This window comes from Stieleria neptunia, assembly GCF_007754155.1.
Taxonomy (GTDB): Bacteria; Planctomycetota; Planctomycetia; order Pirellulales; family Pirellulaceae; genus Stieleria; species Stieleria neptunia.
Genome location: NZ_CP037423.1, coordinates 4,965,004 through 4,982,830 on the forward strand (window position 1 = coordinate 4,965,004; position 17,827 = coordinate 4,982,830).

At 58.7% G+C, this 17,827-nt stretch carries 9 protein-coding genes; 4 read left to right on the forward strand and 5 right to left on the reverse strand.

Features of this window, described 5'->3' with window-relative positions:
• Nucleotides 1-131 precede the first annotated feature (131 nt).
• Nucleotides 132-1,589 (forward strand): IS1380 family transposase, encoded by a 1,458-nt coding sequence (locus Enr13x_RS17235; RefSeq protein WP_145388089.1) that lies wholly within the window; start codon nucleotides 132-134, stop codon nucleotides 1,587-1,589.
• A 383-nt stretch (nucleotides 1,590-1,972) separates the two neighbouring features.
• Here Enr13x_RS17235 and Enr13x_RS17240 read toward each other — a convergent pair whose 3' ends face one another.
• From Enr13x_RS17240 to Enr13x_RS17250, 3 genes are all read right to left on the reverse strand, one after another.
• Entirely contained in the window at nucleotides 1,973-3,262 is a 1,290-nt protein-coding gene (locus Enr13x_RS17240) for a fatty acid desaturase (protein WP_145388090.1), read from the reverse strand.
• An 84-nt stretch (nucleotides 3,263-3,346) separates the two neighbouring features.
• A complete protein-coding gene (locus Enr13x_RS17245; protein WP_145388092.1) occupies nucleotides 3,347-4,696 on the reverse strand; it encodes a Gfo/Idh/MocA family protein in 1,350 nt (449 codons plus the stop codon).
• Between the two features lie 147 nt (nucleotides 4,697-4,843).
• The gene (locus Enr13x_RS17250) at nucleotides 4,844-6,289 is read right to left on the reverse strand and encodes a sulfatase (protein WP_197456186.1); all 1,446 of its coding nucleotides are present in this window, start codon (nucleotides 6,287-6,289) and stop codon (nucleotides 4,844-4,846) included.
• Nucleotides 6,290-6,680: 391 nt separating this feature from the next.
• Here Enr13x_RS17250 and Enr13x_RS17255 point away from each other — a divergent pair, with 391 nt between their 5' ends.
• Both Enr13x_RS17255 and Enr13x_RS17260 read left to right on the forward strand, forming a co-directional pair.
• Entirely contained in the window at nucleotides 6,681-12,494 is a 5,814-nt protein-coding gene (locus tag Enr13x_RS17255) for a PVC-type heme-binding CxxCH protein (RefSeq protein ID WP_231744350.1), read from the forward strand.
• Between the two features lie 496 nt (nucleotides 12,495-12,990).
• Nucleotides 12,991-14,409, forward strand: a complete 1,419-nt coding sequence (locus Enr13x_RS17260; protein WP_145388095.1) for a hypothetical protein — start codon at nucleotides 12,991-12,993, stop codon at nucleotides 14,407-14,409.
• A gap of 328 nt (nucleotides 14,410-14,737) precedes the next feature.
• Here the strand turns inward: Enr13x_RS17260 and Enr13x_RS17265 are convergent, their stop codons facing one another.
• A complete protein-coding gene (locus Enr13x_RS17265) occupies nucleotides 14,738-15,844 on the reverse strand; it encodes a primase-helicase zinc-binding domain-containing protein (protein WP_197456093.1) in 1,107 nt (368 codons plus the stop codon).
• A gap of 328 nt (nucleotides 15,845-16,172) precedes the next feature.
• On the opposite strand from Enr13x_RS17265, the gene queA reads away from it, so the two are divergent.
• Nucleotides 16,173-17,279, forward strand: a complete 1,107-nt coding sequence (queA, locus tag Enr13x_RS17270) for a tRNA preQ1(34) S-adenosylmethionine ribosyltransferase-isomerase QueA (RefSeq protein ID WP_145388099.1) — start codon at nucleotides 16,173-16,175, stop codon at nucleotides 17,277-17,279.
• Here the strand turns inward: queA and Enr13x_RS17275 are convergent.
• Nucleotides 17,248-17,670 (reverse strand): hypothetical protein, encoded by a 423-nt coding sequence (locus Enr13x_RS17275; protein ID WP_145388101.1) that lies wholly within the window; start codon nucleotides 17,668-17,670, stop codon nucleotides 17,248-17,250. The genes queA and Enr13x_RS17275 overlap by 32 nt on opposite strands.
• Nucleotides 17,671-17,827: the final 157 nt, after the last annotated feature.

Genomic DNA, 17,827 nt, shown 5'->3' on the forward strand with positions numbered 1-17,827 from the left:
ACAGCGACCGGGGGCGGCTAACCCGGATATTGCATCCGCTGATACGATTCCCCCTATAGCGCGAAAGCCTTAGTTCGTGTATCTATTGGAGTTACGACACTTCACAGAACACGAAACCAAGGCTTTCGGCAATGACAAAGCGTAATCGAAAACGTCCCGCATTGAAACGCCTCCGCAGGCAGGCCGTTGAGGTGGATTTCAACGGCGGATCGCTCACCTCCGACGGAGGCCTCGTCCTGCTTCGTGAAGTCGACAAAAAGCTCAATTTGATCGAGCGGATTGACCAAGCCATCGACGACCCACGTGATCCGTTTCACACCAAGCATTCGCAAGCGGAAATCCTCATCAGTCGAATCTTTGCGATCGCTGCAGGATACGAAGATGCAAACGATCAACAGCATCTTCGCAACGATGCCGCCTTTCAAGTCGCCGCCGGACGGACCCCTCGAATCAATGCCGGGGCGGACGACGATGAAGATCCCACTCTGGCAAGTCCCTCGACGCATTCGCGATTTGAAAATCGAATCGGCAAAAAAGAACTCTTCGAGCTCAGCAAGATCCTCGTTGATATTTTCCTTGACAGCTTCGACACCCCGCCTGGTGAAATCACGCTCGATCTAGACGCAACGGACGACAAGGTACACGGCGAGCAAGAAAGAAGGGCTTTCAATGCCTACTACGACAGTTACTGCTTCCAACCGCTGTACGTATTTTGCGGCGACCAACTTCTCGTCTCTTATCTTCGTACGGCCAATCTCGGTGATGCACACCACGCACGCGGGATCACAAAATTACTCGTCGCAAGGATCCGCAAACGATGGCCTCAGGTCAAAATTACCCTTCGTGGTGACGGAGGCTTTGCGATCGAACGCCTGATGCGTTGGTGCGACAAAAACGATGTCCACTACATCTTTGGTTTGCCCAAGAATAAGGTTTTAGTCAAGGAAATTGCTTGCGAAATGACACGGGCAAGAATCCTTCGATCACACCGGGGTGGGAAACAAGCCTGCTTCAAATGGTTTCGCTATCGCACCGGCAGGACTTGGGACCGCCATCGCTGGGTGGTCGGCAAAGCAGAGTACACTGGCAAAGGCCCCAATCCTCGCTTCGTCGTAACAAACCGTTTCTCAAGTGATGGCATTGTCGACACGACCTACCATCGACCGATGGTCAACGGCAAAAGGCAACCGTTGCAAGTTAAGACTCCAGGAACATGGTGTTCTGTCGCCTTTGACCCGGAGAAGTTTTATCGAGAGCACTACTGCATGCGTGGCGAGATGGAGAATCGGATCAAAGAACAACAGCTTTGCCTGTTCGCTGATCGCACCAGTTGCACCCGTTTTATTGCCAATCAGTTCCGCGTGATGCTTTCATCATTTGCTTACGTTCTACTCGATGGGGTGCGTCGCCTGGGCCTGAGTGGAACGAAACATAGTCGTCTACGCGTGGACACAATTCGATTGCGTCTATTGAAAATTGCAGCACGCGTGCGTGTGACTTGCCGTCGTGTGATCTTTCATCTCTGCAGCCACTGCCCCTGGGAACCGCTGTTCAATCAGGTGCTGACGCGTCTTTGTCGTAGCGACTAGCTACCCCCATCGCATCGCGATTCATCACCCAGCGACAATTTTGTCCTCTGGGGGTGGGGGGCCTCTGCCCAAAGCCAATCAATTGCAGCGAAAATCGGCCATAATAGGCAACGCCGCCGTAACTCAGTCCAAAATCACAGTCAACCACTCAGCGGATGCAATATCCGGGCTAAAGCCTGCACACCAACACGAAAGCCCGTGCCCTTGGAGTGGGACACCTTCGTCTGCCTCGATCGCCGCTGAAATCGTTTTGCCCCCATCGTTTGGCCGATCCGTCGCGGACGTGGCATCGTGTTGACTCTGCAAAACACTCAACGGTGCGATTTTGGCGCCCGAGTAACTGAATCGTTTGGCAGAGCCCGAAATCATGCTGCGAAACAGAGCTAACCCGCACCGGCGGTTTCCGGTCGCTCGGCTGAGTTGACCTTCGCAGCGTAGCCTGACTGCTTCTCGCGAAGAAGTTCGGAATTGCGATACTCCTCGTTGTTGAAGGCATCTCGGGTGCCGAACGCGAATTGCAACGCAAGCGCGCAGAATGACCGCGTCTGCTTGAGGTTGTTGTAGTACTCCGGCGCCATCTGTCTCAAACGACCGAGTCGAAACCACGGGATGTAGTGAAAGTCGTGATGTTCCGTGTGCATGCCAAAATTGAACGAGATCCAATTGACCGGTCCGTAGTTGGATGAACTCGGTTGGTAACACTGATGTCCGTGAAAATGCGAATTGCTGAGCATCATTCCGAACGCCAGGGGCTGGAGAAACCCCGTCGTGAACAGCGCGCTGAGAAACAGGTACAGCAACGGCACCCAGCCAAACAACCCATACAGGGTGCCGATCATCGTCAGGGCCACCAACGGATAAGTCACCGCCCACATTTCAATCTTGTAGCGTTTGTAGCCGGACACCAAATGCTCATCCGCCAGAACCGTCAAGGCGAAATCCGTGGGCTTGAGTTGCCGATGATAGAGCGCCGTAACGACGTACACGGCCAAACCGACGACCGCCCGCAAAATCTGGGTGACGAGCATGAATGCTGCGAGCGGCCAGAACAACGGCGTTGTGATCCAAGTCGTCATCCGTCGCACGCGTGGGCCCGGCGTGTAATTGAAAATCCGGTCTTTCAACGCCAACAGAATACTGCGACGGCGCTTGACGAAATCTTTGTTCGATCCCAAATGATTGTGGTGAACGTGGTGCTCGATCCACCACGTATGATGACCGGGAAACAGCATCGGCAACGAGGTGAAGGTAAATAACCAGCGACTCGCCGCCTTGTTTCTGAAAATCAGCCCGTGATTGCACTCGTGCGCGAGATTGAACAGCCCAATGTTCAGGATCGCGCCGAAACCCCAGGCCACCAACACGATCATCCACCATGGCTGTCCGACCAGGCTGATCGCGACGCCGAGTTGCAAGACAACCGCGGCGACGCAAAAGACCGCCGAGATCGGTGCTGGACCAAACAGTTGTCTGACTTCCGGATGATCGCGCAAGATGCTCTTCGCGCGATTGCGGTGCCAGACCGCATCCCGTTCGCCGCCCTTACCCACGGGTGCACAAATATCGACTTCAAAACCGGGGAACACGGGAGCAGGAGTCCCCAGAACACGCCAATGAAAAGTTGGGGTGAACCCGCCAGGAATCATCTCTTCCTGTTCAGATGTCGCTGTCATCGGTTGCTCCTGTAAGATAGCATTCCCTCAAATCATAACAAAGCCGTCCCTAGGTGGACGGCTTCGTTCTGCCTCGCAAACGCCCTACGCTTGCGACGGGTGGACGTAGGGCTTGCGGTACGACCGTTTCAACTTGGCCGTCGCTTCGGCGTCCCCAACGATGGTGTGCGAGGCGGGATCGAATTCCAACGACCGCCCCAGATCCATCGAGACGTTTGCCATGATGCACGACGCGCTGGAAATGTGTCCCTGCTCGATGTCGGCGATCGGCTTGCTGCGGCCGTCGATCGCATCGAGAAAATCTTGCATGTGACCGCGGATCGCCGACGCAACGTGCAATTCGAGACGCCAGTCCTTTTGATCGGCAACATCCGTGGGGTACTTGTCGGTTTCGATCAGTTTTTCGCCGGTCAGTTTCTGGCCGCCGCCGCGGGGCGTGAACTCGTATTTGTGGACATCCAACTTCAACGTGCCCCGATCGCCGTAGATGATGCCCGCCCAGGGCCATTCTGGATCCGGGGCGTTGCCCCAACTGCGGTGCGTCCAATTGATGTCCAGCTCGTCAAATTCAAAACGCGCCGACTGGGTGTCCGAGATGTTGGCTTTGGAGTCGTGGTCGACATAGATTCCGCCACTGCTGCTGATCCGTTTCGGCCAGCCCAGCCCCAGCTGCCAACGCACCATGTCCAGCATATGAACACACATGTCGCCCACGATCCCGTTGCCGTACTCCATGAACGCCCGCCAAGACCGAGGGTGCACCAATTCATTATATGGACGCATCGGTGCCGGCCCCGTCCAGGTTTCGTAATCCAGATAGGCGGGCGGCGCGGTGTCCGGCGGATTCTTTTTCGCTCGCATGTGATAGTAACAGCAGACTTCCGCGTGCGCGACTTTGCCGAGCAAGCCTGCATCCACCACGCGCTGTTTCGCTTCGATCAAGTGCGGCGTACTACGGCGTTGCGTTCCGACCTGAACCACTCGTCCGGTGGCTCGAGCGGCATCCAACATCGCTTTGCTTTCCAGCACATCGACGCCCGTCGGTTTTTGAACATAGACGTCGGCACCGGACTGAACCGCCGCGATCATCGGCAACGCATGCCAATGATCAGGCGTGGCAACCAGAACGATGTCCAAGTCGTGTTCGGCCAACATCTCGCTGTACAGCCCATACGTCCGCGGCCGTTGCTTGGAGACCTGTCGCGTCGCGAACAGGTCAGCCGCTTCGCTGAGCATGTTCGAATCGACGTCGCATAACGAAACGACTTCGACCGGTTCGATGTTCAGCAACTGCAGTAGGTCGCATTTGCCATACCAGCCGCATCCGATCAATCCGACGCGGCGCTTCTTGTCGCCCGCGGCGGCATAGGCGTGGCGGCTGGCGGCGGCGGATGCTGCCAGTGCGGATCCTGCGAGAAATTTCCGGCGATCCATGTTGCGATGTCCATGAATGAGAAGAGGAGAGGCAGATCGTTTCAGTATTGTCTGTGCGTCGAGGACAAGCAAGCAAGGAGAATCGTGGGATAGGCTTCCAGCCTGTCAATTCAGCTCGACAGGCTGGAAGCCTCTCCCACGAGTCATTCACCGGTCACGCGATAAATCGTTGTCGCGAACTTCGGCCAGCTTCTGCGTCAACGTCGATCGCATTCTCATCACCACGTCTTGGTAATTTTCCTCATCAATCAAATTCCGGTACCCCTGCGGATCCACGTCGGTATCAAACAATTCCATTCCCCCGGATGCGTCCTCATTGTATTGGATAAACGCAAACCGATCACCGCGGATCAAGAATCCTTTGCGCATCGGCGCGACGCTGAATGCGAATTCGCGCACTTGGTGTTCGGGATCATCCAGCATCTTCGAGATGTCTTTGCCTTGCACGTGCTCCGGGATCTCCAACCCGCACAATGACGCGACGGTCGGATACAGGTCCAACAATTCGACAAAGCTGTGGCAGACCGCGGGTTGCTTTCCGGGAACGCGAATGATCAGCGGCACGCCCGCCGATTCGTCGCGCAACGAGACCTTGGCCCAGAAATCATGTTCGCCCAAGTGGTAGCCGTGGTCACTGGTGAAGATCACAATCGTGTTGTCTTCTTGACCCGACGCCTCGAGTGCATCGAGCACCTTACCGACTTGAGCATCCATGTACGCGACCGACGCGTAGTAGCCTCCGACGGCTTTCTTTTGCCGACGGACATCCATTTTCATGTTCTTGCTGGTCTTGTAGTTGATCCCGGCTTTGGGGATGTCGTCCCAGTCACCATCGATCTTCGGCGGCAGGTTCAGTTTGCTGTACGGTTTGTAGGGCGGGAAGTAAGCAGCGGGAGCGACAAAGGGAACGTGCGGTCTGACAAATCCGACGCCCAACCAAAACGGTTGGTCACGCGATAGCTGAAGCAGCTCACAGGCCTTTGCCGCGGTCTTGCCGTCGCTGTGGACCTCATCATCGCCGTCGGCTTCGACCACCACGAACGTGTTGCCGCCGACGACCGGTTTCTTGCCATCGGGGTTTCCTTCCAATGTCTCTCCGTCGCCGGCGGCCCGCCATTCCGGGCCGGGACTGTTGAAACGCTCGGTCCACGACAAGGCGTCATCGGCACCGTTGTAATCCCGTCCCGGTCCATGATCTTCGACCCCGCCGGGCACTCCCATATGAAAAATCTTGCTGACCCGCGCGGCATAATAGCCGTTGTCCTTGAAATGCTGGGACCATGTCGCGCGGTCACCGATTTGCGGACGTGGATTCTTGTAGCCCAGCACACCCGTCGCGTGGGGATAGAATCCCGACATGAACGAGGCTCGGGATGGCCCACAATACGTCCCCTGGCAATAGGCCCGTGTGAATCGGGTCCCGCTGGCGGCCAGCGCGTCGATGTTGGGGGTCTGGCAGACCGTGTTTCCGTAGCACGAGAGTGCGGTGTACGTCAGATCATCGGAAATGATGAACAGCACGTTCAACCGATCATTGCGTGATTTGGCGAAGGTGTTTGCATGGATCGAAAAAGCCAGCAGCAAACACGCCATGGAGGAAAAGAGCTGTCGTTTCATCGCAGGGGGATCTCAACAGGTGGGACGGTCGAAGAAGCGGAGGTCCCACAACATACACAATCACACGTCCACTGTTTTCCAGGCTCCGCCTCACGCGTTCGCCGACGGAGTCGGCAGGGGTGGCAAGCAGGATGCTTACCCCACTTCGACTTGGGGCCAGCCTACGCGCACCCCATCATTCTGCCCCGAATCATTCTGCCATCCCTTCCCTGATACCCTATCGACTTGACAGGGCACGGTGGCTGAATCGACCGAGCATTGTGCTCCCAGCGAGGTGCATCCGCGTGACGACCGTTGTAGAATACGGCCCCCCACCGTCCCCACCCCCACCCTTGCCGGCACGCTTCCGATGCAGAACATCAGCCTCATGTTTTTCTCTCGCAGCCTTCTGTGGGTCGCATTTTCTCTGGTCACAACCCTTGCTCCGCTTGACGTCTGTGCCGCGGACGACCACTCGCTGCACCAATTCGCGCGAAAGCAATTGACCGGAACCTATTTCTCCGAAGGCGTCTCCGCCGGGGACATCAACGGAGACGGGATCAACGACATTGTTTATGGACCGTATTGGTTCGCCGGACCTGATTACGAATCAAAGCACGAAATCTATCCCCCCGTCCCGCAGGACATGAATCGTTATGCGGACAACTTTTTCTCGTGGATCAATGACTTCAACGACGACGGCTGGAATGACATCTTCGTCGTCGGGTTTCCCGGGACGCCGGCGTACGTTTACGAAAACCCCAAGCAGGCGGGACTGGATGCCCATTGGAAAAAACATCAAGTGTTTGACTGGGTGTCAAACGAGTCGCCTGAATTGATCGATCTGGTCGGCGATGAACGGCCCGAGTTGGTTTGCACGCGAGACGGATTCTTTGGCTTCGCAACGATTGATCCAGAGAACCCATTGGGGACGTGGGAGTTTCATGCCATTTCACCCCGCATGGCCGCACCGCGGTTTGGTCACGGACTGGGTATCGGCGATGTCAATGGTGACGACCGCTTGGACATCATTCATTCCAAGGGTTGGTTCGAACAACCGGAAACCGATCCGCTGACGTCGCGTTGGATGCATCACGAGGCGAAGCTGTGCGGGGGCAGCGGCGGCGCGGAGATGTATGCGTATGACGTCGACGGCGATGGAGACAACGACATCATCACCAGCGACTCGGCGCACAATTTCGGATTGTCCTGGTTTGAACAGATCGTCGAGGGCAACGAACGCACGTTCAAACAACATCTGATCATGGGTTCCCACCCTTCGGAAAACAAATACGGCGTCCTGTTCAGCGAACCCCATTCGGTCGAATTGGCGGATCTCGACGGCGATGGATTAAAAGACATCGTGACGGGAAAGACCTATTGGTCGCACCACAAAAAGAGCCCGATGTGGGATGCCGGCGCGGTGGTTTACTGGTTCCGCCTGGTTCGTGGGAATGACGGAGTCGACTGGATCCCCTACCAAGCCGATGGCGAAGCCGGGATCGGACGCCAAATCGTCGTCAACGATCTAGACGTCGACGGCAACCCGGACATCATCGTCGGCGGCATGAAGGGCGCCCACGTGCTGAACCATTCCCGCCAATCGGTCAGCGAAAAAGTCTGGCGTGCGGCCCAACCCCAACCGTACACCGGCCCCAAACCGCCCAGCGCCGACAACGCAAACGCACGACGCGGCCCGAAGTCCAAAATCGATCCCAAGACCGCCCGGGCGGTCGGTGCGATCGAAGGCGAATCGCTCAAGTTTCGCACGTCGGGAGGAAACGCGCGTGCCCAAGACATGTCGAATTTCAACGCCGACAAGTGGAGCGGTAAGTCCCAACTGTGGTGGACCGATGCCAGACCAGGAGACGCGATGACGATTCAGTTGCCGCCGGCAACCGGAGTGATCGACTTGGATGTGGTGCTGACCTGTGCCGCGGACTACGGCATCGTTCAGTTGTCTCTGGACGACCAACCACTGGGTGACCCCATCGACCTTTTCGATCGCCAGGTGGTCACGACCGGCGTGCTGTCCTTTCCAAAGCTGACACTCAAAGGCAGCAAACACACGCTGGGCGTCAAGATCGTCGGTGCGAATCCGAACGCCAAAAAAGCGTACATGTTCGCGCTCGACTACCTGCGAATCAAAAAATCCGACGGCAGCTATGTGGCCGGTGCGGTTGCCCGTAACGTCGTGGCCGGAAACGAAGCGGCAAACGCCGGGATTCGTCCCAAAGACACCGCCGGCCGCGTGCTCAATCTGGGGTTCGAAACCGGCACACTGGACGATTGGACCGCGACCGGCGATGCGTTCGAAGGGCAACCGATCAAGGGGGACACCGTCCATTCGCGTCGCAAAGACATGCAGAGCAATCATGACGGCCAATACTGGATCGGCGGCTACGAAAAATTTGGTGACGAGCGTCAGGGCACGTTGACCTCGGTGCCGTTTGTCGTCTCCCAGCCCTACGCATCGTTTTTGTCCAACGGAGGCGACCACGAATCGACACGAGTGGAATTGCTCCGCCAAGACAGCGGCAAAGTCTTTTTCCAAAGCAACGGAACGAACAGCGAAACGATGCAACGCGTCATCGTTGACTTGCGAGCCCATGTCGGCAAAGAGGTGATCGTGCGGTTGGTCGACGAACATCCCGGCGGATGGGGGCACCTCAATTTCGACGATTTTCGATTGCACGAAAAACCGCCCGCGCGTCCCACTCCCGCCATGGTGGTGCTGACTGCGGACGAGTATCCACACGCCGGATTGGAAGCCCAACAGGCCGCCGACGCCATGAACGTCCCCGACGGTTTTCAGGTCACCGTGGGTGCCGCCGAACCGGACGTGCAGCAACCGATCGCCATGGCCCTGGATGATCGTGGACGCGTCTGGATCGCCGAAGCCTATGAGTATCCGATTCGCGCCAAAGGCGACGTCGGACGCGACCGCATCCTGATCTTCGAAGACACCGACGGCGACGGATCGTTGGACAGCAGAAAGGTCTTTGCCGAAGGCCTGAATCTGGTCAGCGGGCTGGAAGTCGGTTTCGGGGGCTGCTGGGTCGGCGCGGCACCGTACCTGATGTTCATTCCCGACAAGGACGGTGACGACGTCGCCGATTCGGCGCCCCAAATCCTGCTGGACGGATGGGGCTATCAAGACACCCACGAAACCCTGAACGCATTCATCTGGGGACCCGACGGCTGGCTGTATGGTTGCCACGGCGTGTTCACCCACTCGCGGGTCGGCAAACCCGGAACGCCCGACGAGCAACGGACACCGATCAATTGCGGTGTCTGGCGGTATCACCCGACGCGTCACGAATTCCAAGTCTTCGCCCATGGGACCAGCAATCCGTGGGGCGTGGATTTCAATGATCACGGCCAAGCGTTCATCACGGCCTGTGTGATTCCGCACCTGTACCACATCATCGATGGCGCCCGCTATCAACGACAGGGCGGACGGCACTTCAATTCGCACACCTATCGCGACATCGTCACCATCGCCGATCACCTGCACTACCTCGGCGCCACACCGCATGGCGGAAACAGCAAATCCGATTCCGCCGGCGGAGGCCATGCACATGCCGGCGCGATGATTTATCTGGGCGACCGTTGGCCGGCAGAATATCGTGGCCAATTGATGATGAACAACATTCACGGACAACGATTGAACGTCGATCTGCTGGAACCCGCCGGATCCGGCTACGTCGGACGACACGGTCCCGATTTTCTGTTGACCGGAGACCAGGCCTCCCAGATTTTGAATCTGCGTTACGGACCCGATGGAAACGCTTGGATGATCGACTGGTACGACATGCAAGCCTGTCACCGCCGCGAATCCACCCTGCATGACCGCAGCAACGGCCGGATCTACAAGATCAGCTACGGCGACGTCGGGTCCGCGGCGCCGACGATCGATTTTGCGACCGCCACCGATTTGCAATTGGCCGAACTGGTACTCGATCGCAATGATTGGTATGTCCGCCACAGTCGACGCGTCTTACAGGAACGGGCCGCGGAGCGTCCGATCGCAACCGACGCTCTGACGCGGCTGCGGCAAATCGCTAAAACACACGACGACGACACGCGCCGGCTGCGCGCCGCATGGGCACTGCACGTCACGGGAACGTTGGATTCAGACCTCGCGCGAGAGTTGATGGCCGATCAAAGCCCCTATGTTCGCGGCTGGGCGATCCAGATGGCGATGGAATCGACGGGCACTGAAATCGCGCCGTCGTTGTTGCAGCGTTTCGTCGCCATGGCCGACAGCGACCCTTCGCCGATCGTGCGTTTGTACCTGACCTCGGCAGCACAAAAACTGCCTTTGGAGTCGCGTTGGGAATTGCTCGCCGCCCTGACGTCGCACGCCGAAGACTCGCGCGATCACAACTTGCCGCTGATGTATTGGTATGCGGCCGAACCGTTGGCCGATCTCGATCCATCGCGAGCGCTCGCGTTGGCGATGTCGGCCGGCCGGCAGATCCCGCTGCTGCGAGAATTCATGTTGCGTCGCATCGGTGAAGGCGGCAACGATTCGCTCGCGGTCCTCGTCGATGGACTCGGACAAGCCAACGACGCCGCGATGCAACTGACCTACCTCAACGCGATCCGTTCGTCGTTGGAAGGTCGGCGACAGGTCGACGCGCCGCCGCAGTGGGATTCGGTTGCCGAAGGATTGCTGGCCAGCGAAAACGAAGACGTCCGTTTGCAGGCGGTCGCCTTGGGCGTCACGTTCGGTGACCCCAAAGCACTCGCGGCGATGCGGACCCAAGTCGTCGACCCGTCCGCCACGCTTCCATCGCGACTGGTCGCCTTGCGATCCTTGCTCGATTTGGACGATCCCGACTTGGTTGCGACGCTGATCGGGCTCCTCAAAGTCGACTCGCCCCTGCGTGAACCGGCGATCCGGGGGATGGCGCAATACGACGATGCCTCCATCGCGCCGGCCTTGCTCGGTGTCTATCAAGAACTCAGCCCGGGCGAAAAGCGTTCGGCGCTCGCAACGCTCTGTGCCCGAGTGAAGCCGGGAATCGCCCTGCTCGATGCAATCGAAGCCGAACAAATCCCCGGCACGGACTTGACCGCCGACCTGGTGCGGCAGTTGCAATTCTTGAGCAACAAAAAGATCGACGCCATGCTGGACAGCGTTTGGGGAGTCGCCCGCGAATCGGCGGCCGACAAACTGGCGATGATCCAAGAGTACAAACAGCTGGTCGCGTCGACCGACCATCCGCCGGCAGACCTGGAACTCGGCCGCGCGGTATTCGCCAAAACCTGCATGAAGTGTCACGTGCTCTACGGCGTCGGGTTCAAAGTCGGTCCCGACCTGACGGGATCGAATCGATCGAACTTGGAATACTTACTGTCCAACATCGTCGATCCCAGCGCCGTGATGGCCAAGGAGTATGTCCCCACCGTGGTGCTGGTCGACGACGGACGCGTGGTCAATGGTCTGATCAAATCCGAAGACAAGTTTTCGCTAACGATCCAAACATCCGATGCCGTTGTCGTGATCCCCAAAGACGAAATCGAACAGCGGGCAACGGCCGACAAGTCGATGATGCCCGACGATCAATTGAAACAGTTTTCGCCGCACGAAGTCCGTTCGCTGATCGCGTACCTGCGTGGAAAACAACAAGTTCCGATGCGGGCGACCAAAGAAAATGCCGCCGGGTTCTTCAATGGGACCGATCTGACCGGCTGGCGCGGCGACCCAACGTTGTGGTCGGTGGAAAATGGCCAACTCGTCGGCCGCACCGACGGTTTGCAACGCAATGAATGGATCGTCAGTGACTTGGCAGCGTCCGATTTCCGATTGACCGTCGAAGTGAAACTGGTCGACAACGCCGGAAACAGCGGCATTCAATTTCGCAGTCACGCCCACGACGGCGAAGTTTCCGGGTATCAAGCCGACATCGGCCAGGGTTGGTGGGGCAAGCTCTACGAAGAACACGGGCGAAACCTGCTGTGGGATCAGTCGGGTGAGCAACACGTCCGGCCTGGCGATTGGAACCGATACGAAGTCGTTGCCCGAGGCCATCAGATCCAAACGCGGATCAACGATCAACCCTGCGTCGACCTGCACGATCCCGACGGCGCCGAAAGCGGCATCATTGCCTTTCAACTGCACAGCGGCGGCAAAACCGAAGTGCGTTTTCGAAACATGAACCTGGAGATTTTGGACGCGGAGAAGGACGAGTAGATCTGACTTCGACTCGCACCCAGGCTCCGCCTGGGAACGACCGGAACGTGGGGTAAGCATCCTGCTTGCCTCTCACCCAGGCTCCGCCTGGGAACGCGTCTGGCTGGCAGGAGGCGGGAGCCTCCATGACATTGTGTTCCCAGGCGGAGCCTGGGAACAAGGGATGCGGGGGATTCGCAAGCTGGAAGCTTACGCCACTTGGAAAGCCCGGTTGTGAAACGACTGGCGTGAAACCGAACCCGCCGGACGATGCTTTCCACCATTTTGATGTTGCGAAACCTGGACTGGGCATCCTTTCCCAACCACGCCCGTCGTGCAAATCGCGTAACCGGCATTCTTTCACAGGATTCGCTAGAAACCGGGTTTTGAATGCGCCGAGTCACAGTTTGCAAATGGACTCACGCGGGTGATATGCCGATCACCATAGACGGGCACGTACAACAATCATGTGCGACATGGAACGCCATCGAAACACAAACCGTAATGGAATGCGACGGTGAAAACGAATAATCTCATCTGGATTTCGGTGGCAGCATTAGCTATTTCCACCGCATCCTCGACTCACGCACAAACGCCTGAGGCTCCCGTACCGACCATTTGGCGGTTCATCGGGATTCCCCAGGGCATCCAAAAAATCCGCGACGTCACGGTGAACCGGCGTGGGAATTTTCCCGGCCTGGAGCGAAAGCCCCCGCTGAAGCGAATCGGTGACCCGGCCAACCTGGAATCCCCCAACCCGGCGATCAAAGCCGCCGCGGAGATCAAGCAGGCCGAGGACTTGAAAGCGCAAAAGATCAAGGCGATCAAGTTCCTGGCCAAGATGGGTTGTGGATGTTACGACAAAGAAGGCAAGATCACCGACGCCCTGCTCGCGGCGATGGACGACTGCACGCCCGACGTCCGATTGGCTGCGATGGACGCCATCGAAACGGCTGCCAATGGCGAAGGTTGCAGCAAATGCGGATCGACGTCTTGCTGCAGCGAGAAGGTCACGAAACGTCTGAGCGAAATCGCCTACGAACGCGACGACAGCGGTTGCCACTTGGAACCCAATGCGGACGTGCGGGCGGCTGCGGCCAAGGCGCTTTGTGTGTGCTGCCCGAATCGTGCCACCGGCCCGATCGAAGAAGACATCCCGGAAGAGCTGATGCCTCCGCCCGTCGTGCCCGATCCGATCTCCGGTGAAGGGGCCGCGGACGCCGAAGGGATCCAGGGCGAAGGGGCTGTCGATATCGATGAGGAGTTGAAGAAGAAAAAATCCGACGAAGACAGTGGCGCGGATTCGGCAAGTGATGCCACGAGCGTTGAAAACACCACCACCACCGCCGACAGCTTAAAGCTGTTTCAAGCGGCCAAGGTGGAGCGTCGCGACGTCGAAGTCGGACAGGTCAAAATGATCGGCGGCATGGCGATTCAACCGGTCACGATTTCGCCCGTCATCGCCACGTCGGACGTCCAAGCCGACGAGCCCCAAGCGAGCCAGCCGATTTCCCAGCCGGTCTCTCTGTCCCTAAGCGACGACTCGGCCAAATCGGCGGCGTTGCCAACGCCCGCGTTGCCCAAGCCGATCGCACTTCCGATCGGAAACGCCGCCACGCCGGTTGAGACCACAAAGGCCAATGACGCAATCAAGACCCGCTCGATTCAACGGGTCACGCCCCAGCCGGTTCAACGAAAAAACGTGGTCGCCACGGTTGTCGGTGTCGACCAGCGGACCGGACGCGTGATCTTGCGGAGCGGCCAGGAAATGCGTCCCGGAGCATCGGTCACGGTCTATCACCAGTACTTGACCGGTGAGCGACTCGTGGCACACCTGCTGATCAACAGCGTCAACGGCAACCAGTCGGTCGCCACGGTCACGGACCCGGGCAGCCTGACAAAGATCCATAACGGCGACCGAGCCGTCTGCTTCTAAGCAGCACTCAACGATCGCGAACCGACAAAAGCGTCAGCGGATCCCGCTGACGCTTTTTTTGTTGGTAGTTGGCTTCGCTCCACCCTCCCGCACGGAGGTGATGTAAGAATTGAGGTCACCCTCCCGTGTACGGGAGGGTCGAGCGCAGCGAGGGGAGGGTTTCCGACATTGCTGCTCCATCGTTGTGAGCAACTTTAGCCTCGCAACAACCCTCCCCGCGTCGTCGCATACTCCTCCGCGACCCTCCCAGAGGGAGGGTGACGATAACTTCGTTGATGAACGGATCGCTTAATCTGGCAAAGGGGGGCAGCACAGCAAGCCACACTCCTCACCCAAACTCAAACTTGGTTTGTTTCAGCGGCGCGAAGCTGGCAATTTTTGGGGCATCCTCCAGATCGATCGGGGGCGATGCCGCGCCGACCCAAGCTCTGAAGTCATTGGCCGGGGCCGGTGGCTGGATCACATCGATTTCGGATAACGACTTTGGCAGGGCTTGGCAAAGCGACTTCGCCAACCGCTTGGCTCCGTTTCGCCCCGCATCGTCGTTGTCGGCGATGATCGTCAGCTGGCTCGGTTGATGGCGATGGATGTAGCGGTCGACAAAAAATGTCGACGCGCTACAACTGGCTCGTCCGATCACCCACAACCCCAATCCGATTGCGGCGGCGGTATCCGAAGCGCCTTCGGTGATGAAAAGTCTCGTCGAGTCCGCGGCGAACGATGTGTCGGATGTTACGCGGCGGGCGACAAAGATTCCGCTTTGGCTGCCCCGCCGCGACCATTTCGCGTGACGTTGATCGGTCCAGGGCAACCCGCAAATTCGAACACCGATCACCGTGTGGGTTTCATTGCGCATCGGCCAAGTTGAACTTTGTCTGTCGGTGGTCAGGCCAACGCGGAGCGCCCGCAAGGCGTCTGCACTAACAGACAGTTGCTCGGCCAACCGACGACGTGTCTCCCGGTCGATCCGACGGTAAGCTTCGCGTGCGAAATGGGTGTGCGCGTCAACGATGTCTTGGGACAGATCGGTGGGAAAAGACGGCGCGACCGTCGCAGCGCCGTTCCCACCAAAATGGCTCGCACGACTGCCGCCGGCCGAACGCGACGGCGAACGGTCACCACGCTCGGGGGCGACGCCGACCGCGTCGGCCAGGAACGCGAGCGATTCGGCAAACGAACAACCCAGCCACCAACGCAGCGTGGCCATTCCGTCACCGGGTGGGATCGCGCAGCCACGGGTAAAACAGTGACGGCAATGGACGGCCCCGCGTTGCTGCAAATCCGGAAACGCCGCGAACCGGTCACGCCCGCCACACTTGGGACAGGGGCGATTGCGACCATCAAGACACGCCGCGGGGAGGCCGGCGGAGATCAGAATCTCTGCCCAGCGTCCCGCCGCGGCTCGGCGGAGTTCATCCAGATTGTAAAACGGCATCTCAGCAACGATCCGACGGAATTCAGCTGACGAGTCATCAAAGTGGGATAGGCTTCCAGCCTGTCGTTCCCAAGTGGGATAGGCTTCCAGCCTGTCGATCCCAAGTGGGATAGGCTTCCAGCCTGTCATTCCCAAGTGAAGCAGGCTCGCCGCCATTCCCCTTTCCATCGTCACCCCACCGACCGCTGCAGCGGACTTCTGTCCAGCTCGGATCGACCGAGGTCCCGAGGCATCGACTGGCTCCGAATGTGACGGTCATTCCAACGAGCCTTTCCGGTTCACCGTGCCTTCCCTCTTCAATCGCCGCGCGGCTTGTTACACTTCGCCCATGAGCGAAATTGATTTCTATGATTACGAATTGCCCCGCGAGCTGATCGCCCAGGAACCCCTGACGACTCGCAGTGACGCCCGGCTGATGTTGGTCAATCGGGCCAGCGGCGAGATCGATCACCACCATGTGCGTGATTTGCCGGATCTGTTGCGCAGCGAAGACACGCTGGTGCTCAATGACAGTCGCGTGATCCCGGCACGAATGGTCGGATTCCGCACGCGAACCCAGGGTCGTTGGCAAGGATTGTTTTTGCGTGAAGACCCGGGGTCAGGCATTTGGGAGGTCTTGACCAAAACCCGCGGCAAACTGGTAACCGGCGAGACGATCACGATTGAAGATCGCAACGGGTTGCCCGGCATGCGGCTGGAGGTGGTCGCGCGGACCGAGCACGGACATCTGCTGGTGTTGCCCCGACCGCCGGCCGATCGGCTGGCCGCGGCGGTCGACGAAGAAAATCAATTGTCGCAATCCTCCAGTGCCGATCAGTGGCTGAATCGTTACGGCCGTGTGCCGCTGCCGCCGTACATTCGCGACGGGCACATGGTGGATGCGGACGTTTCGAATTATCAAACGGTGTTCGCCAGAGCCCCCGGCAGCGTGGCGGCGCCGACGGCGGGCTTGCATTTCACGCCCAGCCTGCTCGGCCAGATCGCCGACGGGGGAACGGAAACGGCGTCGGTAACGCTGCACGTCGGACTGGGGACGTTTCGTCCGATCAGCAGCGAGACGTTGGCGGAGCACGAGATGCACACCGAGTGGGGGCAGATCACGGAAGAGAACGCCGATTTGATCGTCGAGCGACGAGCCGCGGCAGGTCGCTGCGTGGCCGTCGGCACGACCAGCGTCCGGGTGCTCGAAAGCGCCGCTGCCGACCTGGCGGGCGACCTGAGGGCCTGGACGTCGACGACCGATCTGTTTATCCGGCCCCCGTATCGATTCCAAATCGTCGACGCGCTGATGACCAATTTCCACCTGCCCAAGAGCACCTTGCTGGTGTTGGTCAGCGCCTTTGCGTCGCGGGAATTGATTCTCGAAGCCTACGCCAAAGCGATCGAAAACGAATATCGCTTCTTCAGCTATGGGGATGCGATGCTGATCGTGTAGCCCGAGCGCCGATCAACAGCACCACGATCGCGGGAATCATCGCGAATCCCGCCCAGGCGTGGAGCGACATCAACGAGTGCATTTGGTGCGTCGATGGAATCGGCAACATGCACAGAAAAACCGTCACGATGGTGACCAGCCCGGTCGCCACGGTCGCCAGATAGCCCAGATTCTGAAATCCCGAGGCCGGCCGTTTGGCGGCAAAGTATCGCAGGAAAAACAGGGCAAAAACGGGCAATCCCATCACCAGCACCCCGCTGGCCATCATGTGGGCCAGCAGCATTTGGCCGCCGAGTGTTTGCCCACCGAGCGCCGGCAACGAGGTCATCGTGAGCACCGCGACGACGAGGACGAGAGCCAAAATCAGGAGTCGGTCGATCCAGACAAACATGGCGGGTAGTGTTTCTGCGGTAAAGAATGGTCCATCAACGGCCTGATTCTACGCTCTCAACGCCCCACCGGGGACCGGACAAGTGGCGTCAGCGTCCCAGTGGCGTAAGCTTCCAGCTTGCGATCCCCACCAGCGTTAGCTGGCCGACGTGGCCTAA

What these genes read in the sequence shown, in the direction of transcription:
- Enr13x_RS17275 (WP_145388101.1), bottom strand. Translation starts at nt 17,670, where the DNA reads ATGTTTGTCTGGATCGACCGACTCCTGATTTTGGCTCTCGTCCTCGTC.
- Enr13x_RS17250 (WP_197456186.1), bottom strand. Translation starts at nt 6,289, where the DNA reads ATGGCGTGTTTGCTGCTGGCTTTTTCGATCCATGCAAACACCTTCGCC.
- Enr13x_RS17245 (WP_145388092.1), bottom strand. Translation starts at nt 4,696, where the DNA reads ATGGATCGCCGGAAATTTCTCGCAGGATCCGCACTGGCAGCATCCGCC.
- queA (WP_145388099.1), top strand. Translation starts at nt 16,173, where the DNA reads ATGAGCGAAATTGATTTCTATGATTACGAATTGCCCCGCGAGCTGATC.
- Enr13x_RS17240 (WP_145388090.1), bottom strand. Translation starts at nt 3,262, where the DNA reads ATGACAGCGACATCTGAACAGGAAGAGATGATTCCTGGCGGGTTCACC.
- Enr13x_RS17265 (WP_197456093.1), bottom strand. Translation starts at nt 15,844, where the DNA reads ATGCCGTTTTACAATCTGGATGAACTCCGCCGAGCCGCGGCGGGACGC.
- Enr13x_RS17255 (WP_231744350.1), top strand. Translation starts at nt 6,681, where the DNA reads ATGTTTTTCTCTCGCAGCCTTCTGTGGGTCGCATTTTCTCTGGTCACA.
- Enr13x_RS17235 (WP_145388089.1), top strand. Translation starts at nt 132, where the DNA reads ATGACAAAGCGTAATCGAAAACGTCCCGCATTGAAACGCCTCCGCAGG.